Origin of the sequence: Streptomyces sp. NPDC056600, assembly GCF_042792855.1 — a bacterium.
Taxonomy (GTDB): domain Bacteria; phylum Actinomycetota; class Actinomycetes; order Streptomycetales; family Streptomycetaceae; genus Streptomyces.
Genome location: NZ_JBHTVQ010000035.1, coordinates 13378 through 30332, shown reverse-complemented (window position 1 = coordinate 30332; position 16955 = coordinate 13378). Strand labels below are relative to the sequence as shown.

General features: G+C 71.6%; 12 protein-coding genes, 1 tRNA gene and 1 pseudogene. 7 read left to right on the top strand and 7 right to left on the bottom strand.

Annotation, left to right across the window (positions count from 1 at the left end):
• Window positions 1–54: 54 nt before the first annotated feature.
• From pknB to ACFRAV_RS18635, 6 genes are all read right to left on the bottom strand, one after another.
• Window positions 55–1998, bottom strand: a complete 1944-nt coding sequence (gene pknB / locus ACFRAV_RS18660; RefSeq protein WP_382556859.1) for a Stk1 family PASTA domain-containing Ser/Thr kinase — start codon at window positions 1996–1998, stop codon at window positions 55–57.
• Window positions 1999–2193: 195 nt separating this feature from the next.
• Window positions 2194–3645: a peptidoglycan D,D-transpeptidase FtsI family protein gene (locus ACFRAV_RS18655; protein ID WP_382556857.1), complete on the bottom strand. Its 1452-nt coding sequence runs from the start codon at window positions 3643–3645 to the stop codon at window positions 2194–2196.
• On the bottom strand, window positions 3642–5066 hold the full coding sequence (locus ACFRAV_RS18650) for an FtsW/RodA/SpoVE family cell cycle protein (RefSeq protein WP_382556855.1): 1425 nt from the start codon (window positions 5064–5066) through the stop codon (window positions 3642–3644). Before ACFRAV_RS18650 ends, ACFRAV_RS18655 begins: the two co-directional genes overlap by 4 nt.
• Window positions 5067–5093: 27 nt before the next feature.
• On the bottom strand, window positions 5094–6581 hold the full coding sequence (locus ACFRAV_RS18645) for a Stp1/IreP family PP2C-type Ser/Thr phosphatase (protein ID WP_382556853.1): 1488 nt from the start codon (window positions 6579–6581) through the stop codon (window positions 5094–5096).
• A 156-nt stretch (window positions 6582–6737) separates the two neighbouring features.
• Window positions 6738–7259, bottom strand: coding sequence for an FHA domain-containing protein (locus ACFRAV_RS18640; RefSeq protein ID WP_382556850.1), 522 nt, complete (start codon window positions 7257–7259; stop codon window positions 6738–6740).
• A 10-nt stretch (window positions 7260–7269) separates the two neighbouring features.
• The gene (locus tag ACFRAV_RS18635) at window positions 7270–8163 is read right to left on the bottom strand and encodes an FhaA domain-containing protein (protein WP_382556848.1); all 894 of its coding nucleotides are present in this window, start codon (window positions 8161–8163) and stop codon (window positions 7270–7272) included.
• 634 nt (window positions 8164–8797) lie between these two features.
• Here ACFRAV_RS18635 and ACFRAV_RS18630 point away from each other — a divergent pair.
• From ACFRAV_RS18630 to ACFRAV_RS18600, 7 genes and pseudogenes are all read left to right on the top strand, one after another.
• Window positions 8798–8881: transfer RNA gene (locus ACFRAV_RS18630), tRNA-Leu, on the top strand.
• Window positions 8882–9092: 211 nt separating this feature from the next.
• On the top strand, window positions 9093–10532 hold the full coding sequence (locus ACFRAV_RS18625; protein WP_382556847.1) for a DUF2252 domain-containing protein: 1440 nt from the start codon (window positions 9093–9095) through the stop codon (window positions 10530–10532).
• A 57-nt stretch (window positions 10533–10589) separates the two neighbouring features.
• The gene (locus tag ACFRAV_RS18620) at window positions 10590–11426 is read left to right on the top strand and encodes a hypothetical protein (RefSeq protein WP_382556845.1); all 837 of its coding nucleotides are present in this window, start codon (window positions 10590–10592) and stop codon (window positions 11424–11426) included.
• Window positions 11427–11561: 135 nt separating this feature from the next.
• Window positions 11562–11891, top strand: coding sequence for a rhodanese-like domain-containing protein (locus tag ACFRAV_RS18615; RefSeq protein ID WP_382556931.1), 330 nt, complete (start codon window positions 11562–11564; stop codon window positions 11889–11891).
• A gap of 257 nt (window positions 11892–12148) precedes the next feature.
• The gene (locus tag ACFRAV_RS18610) at window positions 12149–12823 is read left to right on the top strand and encodes a DUF5819 family protein (protein ID WP_382556842.1); all 675 of its coding nucleotides are present in this window, start codon (window positions 12149–12151) and stop codon (window positions 12821–12823) included.
• A pseudogene (locus ACFRAV_RS18605) lies at window positions 12820–14085 on the top strand (HTTM domain-containing protein); the annotation flags it as partial. The gene ACFRAV_RS18610 and the pseudogene ACFRAV_RS18605, both read left to right, overlap by 4 nt.
• 304 nt (window positions 14086–14389) lie before the next feature.
• A complete protein-coding gene (locus ACFRAV_RS18600; protein ID WP_382556841.1) occupies window positions 14390–15178 on the top strand; it encodes a TrmH family RNA methyltransferase in 789 nt (262 codons plus the stop codon).
• Window positions 15179–15200: 22 nt separating this feature from the next.
• On the opposite strand, the gene paaN is transcribed toward ACFRAV_RS18600, so the two are convergent.
• Window positions 15201–16937: a phenylacetic acid degradation protein PaaN gene (gene paaN / locus ACFRAV_RS18595; protein WP_382556839.1), complete on the bottom strand. Its 1737-nt coding sequence runs from the start codon at window positions 16935–16937 to the stop codon at window positions 15201–15203.
• Window positions 16938–16955: the final 18 nt, after the last annotated feature.

Here is a 16955-nt window from a genome sequence, read left to right as displayed (position 1 = left end):
CGGGCCCGCTCACCGTGAGGTGAGCGGGCCCTTCGCCGTGGATCGGTGGGCCGGTCAGGCCACCAGGAGGATGATCTCCTGGTTCGGGTCCGCCAGGGGCTGCCCCGGGAGAGGGTTCTGGGTGACGACCTTCCCGTTCGGGTCCTGGTTCCCCATCACCTTGATGTTGTTGTACCCGGCCTGCCGCAGTTCCTTCTCGGCGTCCTTCCGGGGCTTGTTCGCCACGTCCGGGACGGCCTTCGGGCCTTCTTTGAGCTTGCCGATCTTCAGGGTGATCGTGGAGCCCACATCGGCCTTCTCACCCGGTCCGACGGGGAGCGCCTGGACGACCTTGTCGTTCTGGTTCGGGTCCGTGACCTCGACGCGCTGGTCGTCGCACTGGCCGATCAGGCCATCCTCCTGAAGGGCCTGCTTGGCCTCGTCACAGGTCCTGCCGATGACCGCCGGCACGTTGACCTGCTGCGGGGGCCTGGCGACCGAGATGGTGACCTCGGTTCCCTTCTCGCGCTTGACGCCGTCGGTCGGGTCCTGGTCGAGGACCGTGCCCTCCTTCTCCTGGGCGTTGACCTCGGGCTTGACGGTGACATCGAAGCCCGCCTTCTCCAGCGCGGCCTCCGCCTCGTCCTGCGACATGCCGACGACGTCCGGGACCTCCTTCTTGGGAGCGCCGGTGGAGAGGACCAGTGCGATGGTCTCGCCCTCGTCGACCTTGGTGCCCTCCGCGGGATCCTGGCTGCAGACCTTGCCCTTGGGCTGCTTCTCGCACTCTCCGGTGGAGAACGAGACCTTCAGATCCACCCTCGTGGCCCGGTCCCGTGCCTCCGACTTGGTGTCGCCGACGAAGGACGGCACCTCGGGCCGGTTCGGGGTGTCCCCGCCGGCGAGCCACTGGCCGATCAGGATGGCGCCGATCAGCACCAGCACCGCGGCCACGATCAGGAGGATCGTCGACTGCTTGTTCTTCTTCTGCCGACGCCGGTCGGGGCGATCCCCGTCGTAGCCGTAGCCGCCGTCGTCCGGGTTCATCGGCGGCATCATGGAGGTGGCGCCGGCCGGGGCCATCGCGGTGGTGGGCTGGTCGTCGCCGTAGCCCTGGTTGTAGCCGCCGTAGCCCGCGCCGTAGCCGACCGCGCCCATCGCCGCGGTGGCGGCGACCGGCTGGCCGTCGAGGCAGGCCTCGATGTCGGCGCGCATCTCGTCGGCCGACTGGTAGCGGTAGTTCGGGTCCTTGACGAGCGCCTTCAGCACGATCGCGTCCATCTCGGGCGTGATCTCGGGGTCGAAGACGCTCGGCGGCTGGGCCTCCTCGCGCACGTGCTGGTAGGCGACGGCGACCGGGGAGTCACCCACGAACGGAGGACGCACGGTGAGGAGCTCGTAGAGCAGGCAGCCGGTGGAGTACAGGTCGGAACGCGCGTCGACCTGCTCGCCCTTGGCCTGCTCCGGGGAGAGGTACTGGGCGGTGCCGATCACGGCGGACGTCTGGGTCATGGTCATGCCGGAGTCGCCCATGGCCCGGGCGATGCCGAAGTCCATCACCTTGACCTGGCCGTTGCGCGTCAGCATGACGTTGGCCGGCTTGATGTCGCGGTGGACGATGCCGGCCCGGTGCGAGTACTCCAGGGCCTGGAGGATGCCGATGGTCATCTCCATGGACCGCTCCGGCAGCAGCTTGCGGCCGCTGTGGAGCAGCTCACGGAGCGTCGAGCCGTCGACGTACTCCATGACGATGTACGGGATCGAGACCCCGTCGATGTAGTCCTCGCCCGTGTCGTAGACCGCGACGATCGCGGGATGGTTGAGCGAGGCGGCCGACTGGGCCTCACGGCGGAACCGGGCCTGGAACGAGGGGTCACGCGCGAGGTCCGCCCGCAGCGTCTTCACCGCCACGGTGCGACCGAGCCGGGTGTCCTGCGCGAGGTAGACCTCGGCCATGCCACCACGGCCGAGCACGTGGCCCAGCTCGTACCGGCCGCCGAGGCGACGCGGCTCTTCCATAGCTACCTACCAGCCCTCTCCGTCGGTACCGACCGCACCCTGCGTGGATTCGGCGGCGTGCCGTCCGGGCATACCGTACCCGCCCCACGGCGCCCCGCCGGGCCACGCCCGTCACCCGATACACGACCGGTATCGACGGCCCGGGAGGGCGTCGCGGTATGTGACGGAGGGGCCGCGGAGGTCACTCCTGGGTCGTCACTTGTTCAGCACGGCCTTCATGATGTCCTTCGCGATCGGGGCCGCGAGACCACCACCGGAGATGTCCTCACGGACCGCGGAGCCGTCCTCGACGACCACGGCGACGGCCACGGACTTGCCGTTGGAGTCCTTGGCGTAGGAGATGAACCACGCGTACGGGTTCTTCTCGTTGTTCTCGCCGTGCTGGGCCGTACCGGTCTTGCCGCCGACGGTGACGCCGGGGATCTGCGCGGTCGTACCGGTGCCGTCCTTGACGACGGTCTCCATCATCTCCTGCAGCTTCTGGGCGTTCTCCGGGGAGACGGCCTGCGAGAGCTCCTCCGGCTCGGTCTCCTCGATGACGTCCAGATTGGCGGAGCGCAGCTGGGCGACCGAGTACGGCTTCATCAGCTTGCCGTCGTTGGCGACGGCGGCGGCCACCATGGCCATCTGCAGCGGAGTGGCCCGGTTGGACGCCTGACCGATGCCCGCCATCGCGTTCTGCGGCGGGACGTCCTCGGGGTAGATGCTGGCGTCGGCGCGAACCGGGGTGAAGACCTCTTCGTTGAAACCGAACTTGTCGGCGTGCTCGATCATCGTCTTGTTGCCGAGCTCGTCACTGATCTTGCCGAAGACGGTGTTGCAGGAGATCCGCAGCGCCTCGCGCAGACTCACGTCCTTGCAGACGCCGTGGTCGTTGGTGAGCTTGGTCGTCGACTGCGGCAGCGGGAACGGGTCCGGGCTGTCGGTGGAGGCGTCGATGTCGTCGATCAGCCCTTCCTCCAGCGCGGCGGCCGCCGTGACCACCTTGAAGGTGGAACCCGGCGGGTAGGTCTGGCGCAGAGCCCGGTTGAGCATCGGGTCGTCGGGGTTGTTCTTCTTCTGCAGGGAGTTCCACGCCTTGGCGTCGGAGTCCATGCTGCCGGCGAACTTGCCCGGGTCGTAGGACGGCGCGGAGACCATGGCGAGGATCTTGCCGGTCGCCGGGTCCAGCGCGACGGCCGCGCCCTTCTTGCCCTTGAGCCCGTTCCAGGCGGCCTTCTGGGCGGCGCTGCTCAGCGTGGTGACGACGTTGCCGCCCTGGCGCTCCTTGCCGGTGAGCATGTCCAGGGTGTTGCGGAAGAACAGCCGGTCGTCGTTGCCGGTGAGGATCCCGTCCTCGAGCTTCTCGAGGGCGTTGGAGTCGAAGGCCTGCGAGGAGTAGCCGGTGACCGGCGCCCACATCGGGCCGTTCTTCCAGGTCCGCTTGTACTGGAACTCGCCGTCGGTCTTCTTGGAGCCCGTGATGGCTTTGGCGTCGACGATGATGTCGCCGCGCGGGATCGAGTAGCGCTCGATGCGGACCCGGCGGTTGTCCGAGTCCTTGGCGAGCGAGTCGGCCTGGGCGTACTGGAGCCAGTTGTCGCGCAGCAGCAGGGCCAGCATCAGCAGGCCGCAGAAGATCGCGATCCGGCGCAGGGGCTTGTTCACGGACGGACCACCTGGGTCATCTCGGCGTCGGGATTGGGTGCCGGTGCGGGCGCCGGCCGTCGGGCCGTGTCGCTGACCCTCAGCAGCACGCCGATGAGCGCCCAGTTGGCGATGACGGCGGAACCACCGGCCGCGACGAACGGCAGGGTCATACCGGTCAGCGGGATGAGGCCCATCACACCGCCGGCCACCACGAAGACCTGGAGCGCGAAGGCGCCGGACAGACCCACCGCCAGCAGCTTGCCGAACGGGTCACGGGCGGCGAGGGCGGTGCGGATGCCGCGCTGCACGATGAGCACGTACAGCAGCAGGATCGCCATCACGCCGGTCAGGCCGATCTCCTCGGCGAAGGTCGCGAGGATGAAGTCGGAGTTGGCGGCGAAGCCGATCAGGTCGGAGTGGCCCTGGCCCCAGCCGCTGCCCAGGGTGCCGCCGGACCCGAAGGCCCAGAGCGCTTCCGCCGACTGCTCGGTGTGGCCGGGGACACCCTGACGGCTGAGCTGCCACTCGCGCATCGGGTCGAGCCAGGCCTGTACACGCTGCTGGACGTGCGACTCGAAGGTGGCCACCGTCACGGCGCCGACGGCGGACATCAGCAGACCGAAGACGATCCAGCTGGTCCGCTCGGTGGCGACGTACAGCATGATCACGAACATGCCGAAGAACAGCAGCGAGGTACCGAGGTCGGTCTCGAAGACGAGGATCAGGATCGACACGGCCCAGACCACCACGATGGGGCCCAGGTCACGGCCGCGCGGCAGGTAGAGGCCGAGGAAGCGACGACTGGCGAGGGCCAGGGCGTCGCGTTTCACCATCAGGTAGCCGGCGAAGAAGACCGCGATGACGATCTTCGCGAACTCCGCGGGCTGGATGGAGAATCCGGCGACGCTGATCCAGATCTTCGCGCCGAAGATGTCCTTGCCCAGGCCAGGGACCAGCGGGAGCAGGAGAAGGACCAGGGCCACCAGCATGGAGATGTAGGTGTAGCGCTGCAGCACACGGTGGTCCTTGAGCAGGAACAGCACGAGTGCGAACAGCACGATGCCCAGGCCCGAGTAGAGGAGCTGGTTGGGCGCCTGCTCGAAGAACTCCTTGCGCGCCTGGAGCCGCTCGGACTGGTCCAGCCGCCAGATGGTGACCAGCCCCAGGCCGTTGAGCAGGGTGGCCAGCGGCAGCAGCAGCGGGTCGGCGTAGGGCGCCAGCTTGCGCACGGCCAGGTGGCCGAGCGCCGCCATGGCGCCCAGGCTCAGGCCGTACGTGGCCAGCCCCGCCGGGATCGACCCGTCGATGGCCAGGCCCACGTTGATGTAGGCGAAGACCGGGATGGCCACGGCGAACACCAGCAGCGCGAGCTCGGTGTTGCGGCGGCTGGGCGCGCCGACGGCGCCGATGGTGGACGTCTGATGGGTACTACTGCTCATCGTGTTCCAGGGCCCCTCACGGCTTGCCTACTGATCGCCGCACAGCGAGACCAGCTTCTTCTCCTCCTCGGAGAGGCTGGGGCCGGGGCTGGGAGCGGACGTCTTGGACGGGGCGGCGTTCTGGCCCACCGCGTCCGGGTTGGTGGCCTCGGCGTTGTCCGCGGGCTTCTTGGGCTTGGGGTTCTGCTTCTCGGCCGCCTGTCGCTCGGCCTCCTTGCGGCAGGCGGAGGCCTGGACCTTGAGCTCCTCGATCTTCTCCACCGCCTCGCCGCGGCCGCCCTGGGCGATGTTCGCCTCGACCTTCTTCTGCTGGTAGGCAGGCAGGTACTTGAGTTCGATCTCGGGGTGGTCCTTCTCCACCTTCGAGAGCGACACCCATCCCAGGTCCTGGCTGATGCCCCGGTACAGCGCGACGTGCTCGTCCTTGGTGCCGACGTAGAACTGGGTCTGCGTCCAGCGCCAGCCGCCGTAGAGGCCGCCGCCGATCACACCCAGGGCCAGCACCGTGTAGAACGATCTCTTCAGCCAGCGGCGTCCCTTGCGGGGCTTGGTGAAGTCCTCGTCGGTCCACTCGCCGAAGTTCTCGCCGCCGGCCATGAAGCCGGTGTCGCCGCTGCCGGGCGGGCCGAACTGGCCCTCGCCGCCCGGCGCGGGCGCGGGACGGCCGAGACCGGCCGCGCGGCCCGCGGGCGTCTGCATCGCGCCGTTGTCGTCGGTGACCTGGTTCTCGGCGACCGCGCCGACGACCAAGGGGGTGTCGGACAGGCGCGCCCCGGCGAGGGTCTCGCCGGTGTCGAGGTCGAGGACGTCGGCCACGATCACGGTGATGTTGTCCGGGCCGCCGCCGCGCAGGGCGAGCTGGATCAGCTCCTGGACGGTCTCCTCGGGGCCCTGGTAGCTGGCGAGGGTGTCCTCCAGGGTCTGGTGGGACACCACGCCGCTCAGGCCGTCGGAGCAGATCAGGTACCGGTCGCCGGCCCGCACCTCGCGGATCGACAGGTCCGGCTCGACGTGGTCGCCGCTGCCCAGCGCGCGCATCAGCAGGGAGCGCTGCGGGTGGGTGGTGGCCTCCTCCTCGGTGATCCGGCCCTCGTCCACCAGACGCTGCACCCAGGTGTGGTCCTGGGTGATCTGGGTGAGGACGCCGTCGCGCAGGAGGTAGGCGCGGGAGTCGCCGACGTGGACCAGGCCCAGGCGCTGGCCGGTCCACAGCAGGGCGGTGAGCGTGGTGCCCATTCCCTCGAGGCGGGGGTCCTCCTCGACCATGACGCGCAGCTGCTCGTTGGCGCGCTGCACGGCCGTGCCGAGGGAGGTCAGGATGTCGGAGCCGGGGACGTCGTCGTCGAGGGCGACGATGGTGGAGATCACCTCGGAGGAGGCGACCTCACCGGCCGCCTGGCCGCCCATGCCGTCGGCGATGGCGAGCAGGCGCGGACCGGCGTAGCCGGAGTCCTCGTTGCCCTCCCGGATCATCCCCTTGTGCGATCCGGCGGCGAAACGCAGTGACAGACTCATGCGCACCTCGCCCGTCGGCTGCTGCTCCGTCGGCTGTTGCGGGGAAAGCCGCAGCCGGTCGTGTCGAGCCACCCTGCCCACCCTCCGGTCGGGAGCGCGCCGGCGTCCTGGGTGGGGACTGGTGCCGCGTGCTCGCTCCGCTCGCTCATTCTCGTACTACTTCCGCAGCTCGATGACGGTCTTGCCGATGCGGATCGGCGCGCCCAGCGGTATCGGCACAGGGGTCGTCAGCCGGTTCCGGTTCATGAACGTGCCGTTGGTGGATCCGAGGTCCTCGACGATCCACTGGCCGTCGCGGTCCGGGTAGATCCTGGCATGGCGGCTGGACGCGTAGTCGTCGTCCAGCACGATGGTGCTGTCGTGCGCGCGGCCCAGGGTGATGGTCTGCCCCTGGAGCGCGACGGTGGTGCCCGTCAGCGTGCCCTCGGTCACCACCAGCTTGGTCGGGGTGTTGCGGCCGCGACGGCCGCCCGACGCGGCCTGGCGGCCCTGGGGCTGCGGTGCGGCGGCCTGGCGGCCGGGCCGCTCGGCGGCCCTTCCTGCCTCCCGGCGCGCCCCGCGCTGGGTGACGCGCACACCGAAGAGGTCACTGCGGATGACCTGCACGGCCACGATCACGAACAGCCACAGGACGGCCAAAAAACCCAGCCGCATGACCGTGAGGGTCAGCTCTGACATTGCCCCCGCTTCACCCTTCGGCTTGCCGGTAAATGATGGTGGTGCTGCCCACGACGATCCGCGAGCCGTCGCGGAGCGTAGCGCGGGTGGTGTGCTGTCCGTCCACCACGATGCCGTTGGTGGAGCCCAGGTCCTGTACGTAGGCCGGGCTCCCCGTGTGGATCTCGCAGTGGCGGCGCGAGACGCCCGGGTCGTCGATGCGCACGTCCGCCTCGGTGGACCGGCCGAGCACCAGCGACGGCCGGGAGATCTGGTGGCGGTTGCCGTTGACCTCGATCCAGAAGCGGGTGCGGGCGCCGGCCGCCGGGCCCGCCGGACCGCCGGGCGCCGGCGGGCGTCCGGCCGCGGGCGGGTATCCGTAGCCGCCGGGGGCGCCGGGGGCGCCCATGCCGGGCGGGGTGTTGGGCATCGGGGGCGGCGGGGCCGCCGCTCCGGGCCGGCCCGCGGCCGGGCCGGGGTAGCCGTAGCCCCCCGGGGCGGGAGCGCCGCCGGCGGCGTTCGGGTGCGCCGGGGCGCCCTGCTGGTCCGTGGACCCGGCGAGGGTGCGGCTGCGGACCCGGTACAGCCCGGTGTCCAGGTCGTCGGCCTTGGACAGGTGGACCTTGATCGGGCCCATGAACGTGTACCGCTGGTGCTTGGCGTAGTCACGCACCATTCCGGCCAGCTCGTCGCCCAGCTGCCCCGAGTACGGGCTCAGCCGCTCGTAGTCGGGTGTGCTGAGTTCCACGATGAAGTCGTTGGGCACGACGGTGCGGTCGCGGTTCCAGATCGTGGCGTTGTTGTCGCACTCGCGCTGCAGCGCTCCGGCGATCTCCACGGGCTGGACCTCGGCCTTGAACACCTTGGCGAAGGTGCCGTTGACCAGACCTTCGAGACGCTGCTCGAACTTCTTCAGGACTCCCATGGGGCACCTCCTCCGTCCCTGTCCTTGCCGTACCGGGTGTACCGCCCGGGGTACTGCTCGCGGTACTGCTTACTGATCGTATCCACGCGGCCGTGAATCGCCTGGTTCCCCCTGTCGGCCCAAGTGTGGCCACCGGGCTGTCCTCACCTCCGGCCGCTTCGGCCGGGTGTGCTGACTGCGAAGGTTCCCTGCGAAGTACGCCTTCGAACTTGCTCGGCGGGTCTTCCCGCTTCCTGCTGTTCGTCGTCGCCGCCGGGCGCCGTCCCAGGATCGTACGGGCGGCCCACGACCAGTGTCCCGCACCTGTGGACGGAGCGGTCTCCTCTCGGGGGAGGAGTGCGTGGACCGGTACAAGGTTGATACGTAAACCAGCCTGTATGGCTGGCGAGTGGGGCTGTGGACAGGAACACAGTGCAGGGGTGCCGGAGGAGGCCCGGAGCGCGGCCGGCACGGCCGCTCGGACGCGGTGGCCGGGCGGTGCCCGGGCGGTCCCCGCGGGGTGCGGAGACGGCCGGGAAGCGACTGGCGATCATGGACGGAAAGGGATGTGAATCCACCCCACGGGGCGTGCTAATGTTCTGCATGTCGGAAGGGCGCGGCGCCGAAAGGGGCCGGACCGGAAGACGCACCCAATGCGCGGGTGGCGGAATAGGCAGACGCGCTGGATTCAGGTTCCAGTGCCCGCAAGGGCGTGGGGGTTCAACTCCCCCCTCGCGCACAACGACGAACGGTCGTCATCGTGAAAACGATGGCGGCCGTTTCTCGTTGTCCCCCTCTTCTCCCTCCTCCCACTCCTCCTCGGGAGTGGGCGCCCCGCTCTGTCGTCCGGGCAGTGACGGGGATAACGTCGGCGCCAATCGCTTGTCGGTCGGCGCGGGGGAGGCGGTCCGGTGGCCGGTACCGGGGTGGAGACGGAAACACGTGCGGCTGTGCCGCCCGGGCAGCGCCGGGGTGGCCGGGAGCCGGACGGAGGCCTTCCGCGGCTGCCCGTGGTGCGGGGGTTCGCGCCCCGCACGCGGGCCGGCGGCGGAGCCGGCGCCAAGGCGCGAGGCAAGGCACTGCGCCGGTCGACGCCCCGCGCGGACCACGCCCGCCTCGACCTCGATCCGGGCCGGCCCGACGCGCTCACGGCCGTCGAGGAGTCCGGCCGGGGCCGTATACCCCGGCTGACCCCGCTGCGGGTGGGACGGATGGCCGCGAGTCCGTTCGCCTTCCTGCGCGGGACGGCAGGCCTCATGGCGTACGACCTGGCCCGCACCCCTGTGACAGGAGTCACGGCGCAGATCTGCGGTGACGCCCATGCCGGCAACTTCGGTCTGTACGGCGACGTCCGCGGTGGCCTGGTGATCGACCTCAACGACTTCGACGAGACGGTGCGGGGCCCCTGGGAGTGGGACCTGAAGCGGCTCGCCACCTCCCTGGTCCTCGCGGGACGGGAAGCGGGCGCGGACGAGGACGAGTGCCGCGAGGCCGCCCTGGACGCCGCGGGCTCCTACCGGCGCACCCTGCGGGTGCTGGCGAAGATGCCCGCCGCCGAGGCGTGGAACGCCATCGCGGACGAGCGGCTCGTGTCGCACGCCGACGCGCGTGACCTGCTCGGCACGCTGGAGAAGGTGTCGGCCAAGGCGCGCTCCAACACCAGTGGCCGCTTCGCCGCCAGGTCCACCGAGAAGGGCCAGGACGGCGGGCGGCGCTTCGTGGAGGCGCCCCCGGTGCTGCGTCGGGTGCCGGACGCGGAGGCCGCGGCGGTCGCCCTGTCGCTGGAGACCTGGACCGCGACCCTGCCGGAGGACCGGCTGCCACTGCTGGCCCGGTACGCGGTGCACGACGTGGCGTTCCGCGTGGTGGGCACGGGCAGCGTCGGCACCCGCTCCTACGTGGTGCTGCTGCTGGACCACCGGGGCGAGCCGCTCGTCCTCCAGGTCAAGGAGGCCAGGCCGTCGGCGCTGCTGCCGCACCTGGCGACCGTGGGAATCGCCACACCGCCGGTGGAGCACGAGGGCCGCAGGGTGGTGCTGGGGCAGCGCCACATGCAGGTGGTGAGCGACTTCCTGCTCGGCTGGACGACGGTCGAGGGGCGGGACTACCAGGTGCGTCAGTTCCGCAACCGGAAGGGAAGCGTGGACCCCGCGGCGCTGCCGGCCGGCCAGATCGACGACTACGCCCGGATGACCGGCGCGCTGCTGGCCCGTGCGCACAGTCACAGCGCCGACCCGCGGCTGCTGACCGGCTACTGCGGCAAGAACGAGGAGCTGGACGAGGCCGTGGCGTCCTTCGCGGTGGCCTACGCCGACCGCACCGAGGCCGACCACGCCGATCTGGTGGCCGCCGTGCGGTCGGGGCGGGTCGAGGCCGAGACGGGAGTGTGACCGGTCCTTGATCGCCTTGGGAGGTACGGGACTTGGCCGGTGGCCTACGCTGGGCGGATGACCACCCCGGATGCTGACCGGACCCCGCCCGAGCCCTCGGAGGGCTCCGCCGGAGCCCCTCCCCGCCCCGAGGAGCGTCTGGAGCGCGCCGTCATGGCCGCCGAGAAGGCGCTGATCGAGTTCGAGATCGCCGTGGAGACCTTCCGCGTCGAGATCGAGAACTTCTCCCGGCTGCACGAGCAGCGGCTCGGCCCGCTGTACGCGCGGCTGGAGGAGCTGGAGGCCCTCATCGCCGAGGCGCGCGCCGCCCGCACCGGCGACCCGGAGGACCTGCGCCGAGCCCAGGAGGCACGGGCCCGTCTGACGCCCATCCCCGGAGTCGAGGAGCTGCTGCACGGCTGGATGGACGGCCAGGGGCTGTTCCCGGAGTCCGTGGCGATGCTCACCGAACGCAGCGTGCAGCCGCCGCCGCGCGTCCGGCCGGGCGAGGAGGCCCGCCGCCTCTACCGCGAGCTGGTCCGCGCGGCCCACCCGGACCTCGCGCAGGACGAGGGCGAGCGTAAGCGGCGTGACGAATTCATCTCCCGGGTGAACGCCGCCTACGCCCTGGGCGACGAGAAGAAGCTGCTGGCGCTGCAGGAGGAGTGGGCGGCCGGGCCGGTGCCCGAGCGGCGTCCCACCCCCGCCGACGAGCTGTACGACCGTCTCGAGTGGCTCGCGGCCCGCAAGGAGCTGCTGACCGAGCTGGCGGGCAAGCTGGAGGAGAGCGCCATCGCCTCCATGCTGCGCCTGGCTCCGGACGACCCCGACGGGCTGCTGGACGACATCGCCGGCAAGCTGGCCGGCGAGATCGCCGAGCGCGAGGCCGAGCTGGCGGCGCTGCACCAGGGCTGAGCGGGCGCCGGGGCTGAGCGGGCGCCATGGCTGAGCGGGCGCCGGGGCCGGCCGGGCACGGGTCGGTGAACGCCGGGTCGGCCGGGCGGCGGGGCGCGGTCGGGTAGCGTCGGGCGCATGAACTTTGGAGCTGGTGTGCCCACGGTGCAGGTCACGGACCTCGCGGACGGTGACTTCCTGCTGGACGTCCGGGAGGACGACGAGTGGCGGGCGGGTCACGCCGCCGGGGCGCTGCACATCCCGATGAGCGAGTTCGTGGCCCGTTACGGCGAGCTCACCGAGGCCGTGCCGCAGGACGGCCGGGTGAACGTGATCTGCCGCTCCGGCGGGCGGTCCGCGCAGGTGACCATGTACCTCGTGCAGCAGGGCCTGGAAGCCGCGAACGTGGACGGCGGCATGGGCGCCTGGGCCGCCGCGGGACGGCCGGTGGTGGACGACGAGGGCAAGCCGGGTCAGGTCGTCTGAGGCGCGTCCTCGACGCCCCGTCCCCTTTCCCCTTGTCCGCTTTTCCGCTCTTCCGCACCGCCTTCCGGGCCTCGGCCCCGGGAGGCGGAGTGGCCCCGCACGCCCCGAGCGGTGGGCCGTAGGGTGTCCACCGCTGTGGAAAACCTCGGACCCCTTGCAGCCCTGTTGTCCACAAGGGTGTGCCGGGGTCGCCGGGACTCAGTACGGTTCGTGCGAACAACCGGGACGGGCGAGACGGGGCGCGAATGGAAGCACACGTGGGCGGGTCTCCACCCGAGGAGACGGATGCCCCGACCGGAGTGGCCGCGCTGGGCCTTCCCTGCCGGATCGTCGCGGCCGTCGCCCTGGCGGCGGTGGCCGCTCTCGCCTGCGTCCACCTGGGCATGGTCTTCCTGCATCTCGCGCCGTCGAACACGCTCAGCAAGCAGCACGCCCAGACGATCGACAAGTGGGTCTACCCCGAGTTCGAGCAGAACTGGAAGCTCTTCGCCCCCAACCCGCTGCAGCAGAACATCGCGGTGCAGGTCCGGGCGGAGATACGCACCGAGGACGGTCGCACCCGCTCGGTGGGCTGGACCGACCTCTCCGCGGAGGACGGCCGTGCCATCGACGGCAACCCGGCCCCCAGCCACACCCAACAGAACGAACTCCGCCGCGCCTGGGACTTCTTCACCTCCTCGCACGACGAGGAGAACCGCCCGGTGGGGTCGCGCGGCCGGATCTCCGAGGAGTACCTGCGGCGCATCGTGGTGATGCGGCTGGTCCGCGCCCACGGGGCCGAGGTCGAGCGGATACAGATACGCTCCCGGACCCTTCAGGTGCGGCCGCCCGCCTGGAGCGGTGAAAAGGTGTCGGCCGAACCGAGCTACCGGGTCCTTCCCTGGTGGCTCGTCCCCGACGAGTCCGACGAGCCCCGGGGAGGTGCCCGGTGAACCGCTCGGCGCTCACTCTCGGGAAGCTCGTCTCCCGGGTCACCGACTCCACGCTCGGTCCGTACCAGAGCGCGGTGATACGCATAGGCTTCGCCGCCACCTGGCTGCTGTTCCTGCTCCGCGAGTTCCCCCACCGGCACGAGCTGTACGGGCCCGACAGCCCGTGGAGCTGGGAACTCGGCGAGCGACTGGTGTCGGACAACGGCGCCTTCACGGTGCTGCTGTGGACCGACTCGGAGTTCTGGTTCGAGGCCGTCTACCTCTTCGCCGTCCTGGCGAGCCTGCTGCTGGCGCTGGGCTGGCGTACCCGCACCATGTCCGTCCTCTTCATGGTGGGCGTGCTCTCGCTGCAGAACCGCAGCGTCTTCATGGGCGACGGCGGCGACAACGTGATCCACCTGATGGCCGTCTACCTGGTGTTCACCCGGTGCGGACAGGTCTGGTCGCTGGACGCCCGCCGGGCGCGGCGACGGGAGGCGGCCGGTGACGGGCGGGAGCGCCTCGACGTCGTGGGTCCGGTTCTATGGGCCGTCTCGGTGATCGGGCTGCTCCCGGCCACGCTGAGCGATCCCTCGCCCGACTGGTTCGTTCGGGCGCTGCTGTGGGCGGTGTGGGTCGCGCTCGGTGCGTGGTGGCTGGTGGGGCGGATCGCCCCGCGCTCCGACGCGCGTGCGCTGTTCGACGTGGTGGGTAACATCGTCCACAACACCGCGCTGCTGGTGATCATGGCCGAGGCGTGCCTGATCTACGCCACGGCGGGCTGGTACAAGATCCAGGGCTCGCGCTGGCAGGACGGCACGGCGCTGCACTACCCGCTGCACCTGGACTACTTCTCTCCGTGGCCGGGGCTGGCGGACCTGCTGGCGTCCAACGCCACGATGGTCATGCTGATCACGTACGGCACGGTCGCCGTGCAGGTGGCCTTCCCGTTCACCCTCTTCAACCGCAGGGTGAAGAACGTCCTGCTGGCCATGATGATCATCGAGCACCTGGCGATCGCGGTCGTGCTGGGACTGCCGTTCTTCTCGATGGCGATGATCGTGGCCGACTCGGTGTTCCTGCCGACCACGTTCCTGCGGCGGGTGGGCGACGCCGCAGGGCGACTGACCGGACGGTTCCGGCCGGGCGGTCGGGACGGCGGTCGGGGCAGCGGCCCGGGTGGCCGGGACGGCGGTCGGGGCAGCGGCCTGGGCGGCTGGAGGGGCCAGGGCGGCCCCGCGGTGGCGACGGCAGCGGCCGGGGCGGCACCGGCCGACACCGGTGCCGCGTGGGTGCCCGCTCAGGGCGGCCCGGGATGGGCCGCGGAGAAGGCGGAGCGAGACGGGGAGCCCGCAGAGCCCGGGAAGCCTGGTGGGGAGTCCGGCGCGGAGGGCGCGGGACCCACTGCCTCCGAGGGCGGCGTCCCGGGGACGGACGCGGCCGGGGCCGGCGCCCGTGGCAGGGACGCCTCCGGACCGACGCCTCCCGGGGCGGCGGGCCCCCGGCCGTGACGGACGCCTCCGCGCGGAAGCGATCGGAAGTCATCGGGAGTGATCGGGAGCGGGCCGGCCGCCTAGGCTTCGGTCCGTGACCGCCTCCCCCGACATCCCGCGTGCCTGGCGCTCCCTCGCCGAGGGCGCCGTCCTCCTGGACGGGTTCCACGCGCTCAAGCACGCCCTCCGCTTCGGGGCCGCCGTGCCGCTGGCCGTCGCGACGGACCGGGCGGCGGCGCTCGCCCTCGCCGAGGATCTGGCCCCGGACGTCCGAGCGGCGCTGGACGGGCTGCTGACCGAGGTCGACGACGCGGCCTACCGGCAGCTGGTCCCCCGCCCGCACCCCACCGGCGTGGCGGCGCTGGCCGAGCGCCCGGACCGCGAGGCGGCGCTGCGGACCCTGGGTTCGCTCCCCCGCCGCGCTCCCGTCGTGGTGCTGGACCAGCCCCGCAACCTCGGCAACGCCGGAGCGGTGGTCCGGCTCGCCGCAGGGTTCGGGGCGACCGGCGTGGTCACCACGGGGCCGCTCGACCCCTGGCACCCCAACGTGGTGCGCGGCGGGGCCGGGCTGCACTTCGCCACCGTCGTGGAGCGGCTGGACGTGGCGGACCTGCCGCCCGGGCCGGTGTTCGCCCTGGACGCGGAGGGCGAGGACATCCGCGGGGTCCGGCTGCCCGACGACGCCGTGCTGGCCTTCGGGTCCGAGCGCAGCGGGCTCACGCCCGAGCTGCGTGGCAGAGCCGACCGGCTGCTGTCCCTGCCGATGCGTCCGCAGGTGTCCAGCTACAACCTGGCGACCAGCGTGGCGATGACGCTCTACCACTGGAGCTCGCAGTCCCCCGCCGGCGCCCCGGCCCCGGCCGGGACGCCCGCGGAGAACTGACCGGCGGCGGCCAGGACAGGCCCTACGCCTCCCGGCGGACCTCCACCGTGCGGAATCGGTTGGCGACGAAGGCGGCGTCGCACAGCGCCGCGTTGGCCGCCGGGTTGCCGCCCGAGCCGTGGAAGTCGGAGAAGGCGGCCGTCTGGTTCACGAAGACCCCGCCGGTCAGGTTGAGGGAGAGCTGGGCGCACTCCTCCAGGCAGACCTCCTCGACGGCCTGCTCCACCTCGGCGTTCGTGGTCCAGGCGGCGACCGTCATCGCGCCCTTCTCCCGGATCGTGCGCCGCAGCAGCTCCACGGCGTCGGCGGCCGAGTCGACGGCGACGGCGAAGGAGACGGGGCCGAAGCACTCCTCCAGGTAGGCCGGGTCCTCCTCGGACTTGGCCGCGTCGAGGCGGACCATGACGGGCGTGCGCACCACCGCGTCGGGGAAGTCCGGGTGCGCGACCTCGCGCGAGGGGAGTACGACCTCGCCCAGCTCGGCGGCCGCCTCCAGGCGCGCCTTCACGTCAGGGTTGACGATCGCGCCGAGCAGCCCCGCCGCCCGGGCGTCGTCGCCCAGCAGCTTGGAGACGGCGGCGGCCAGGTCGGCCGTCACCTCCTCGAAGGTGCGGTGGCCCTGGTCGGTGTCGATGCCGTCTCGGGGGATGAGCAGGTTCTGCGGGGTGGTGCACATCTGGCCGCTGTACAGGGAGAGGGAGAAGGCGAGGTTGGAGAGCATGCCGCGGTAGTCGGCGGCCGACTCGATCACCACCGTGTTGACGCCGGCCTTCTCGGTGTAGACCTGCGCCTGGCGGGCGGTGGTCTCCAGCCAGTCACCGAAGGACGTGGAGCCGGTGTAGTCGATGACCCGGATCTCCGGGCGCACCGCCAGCGTCTTCGCCAGGCCCTCGCCCGGCCGCTCGGCGGCCAGCGCGACCAGGTTCGGCTCGAAGCCGGCCTCGGCGAGCACCTCGCGCGCGATGCGCACGGTGAGGGCCAGCGGCAGCACGGCCCGCGGGTGCGGCTTGACCAGGACCGGGTTGCCGGTGGCCAGCGAGGCGAAGAGACCGGGGAAGCCGTTCCAGGTGGGGAAGGTGTTGCAGCCGATCATCAGCGCGACGCCGCGCGGGACGGCCGTGAACTCCTTGGTGAGCAGCAGCGGGTCGCGCTTGCCCTGCGGCTTGCTCCAGTCCGCGGTCTGCGGGACCCGGGTCTGCTCCTGGTAGGCGTAGGCGACCGCCTCCAGGCCGCGGTCCTGCGCGTGCGGTCCGCCGGCCTGCAGGGCCATGACGAAGGCCTGGCCGCTGGTGTGCATGACCGCGTGCGCGAACTCGTGGGTGCGGGCGTTGATCCGCCGGAGGATCTCCAGGCAGACCAGGGCCCGCAGCCGGGGGCCGGCCTCGCGCCAGCCGCGCATGCCCGCCCGCATCGCGGGGAGCAGCACGTCGATGTCCGGGTGCGGGTAGGTGACGCCCAGCTCGATGCCGTAGGGGGACACCTCGCCGCCGACCAGTTCGTCGGTGCCCGGCTGGTCGAGCTCGAAGGGGCGGTTCAGCAGCACCTGGAAGGCGGCCTGGCCCTCCTCGGCGGACTGCGTGCCGTTCTGCCCGTAGGCCTTGGGGTGCTCGGGGTGGGGCGACCAGTAGGCGCGGGTGGTGATCGCCTCCAGGGCCTGGTCGAGCGTGGCCTGGTGGCGGTCGGTCAGCTCGGCGGCGGTCAGGCCGCCGTCGGCGGACGGGGACGTGGCGGGGACGTGCGCGGTCGGTGCGGTGGCCATGGGTGGACCCACCTCCTC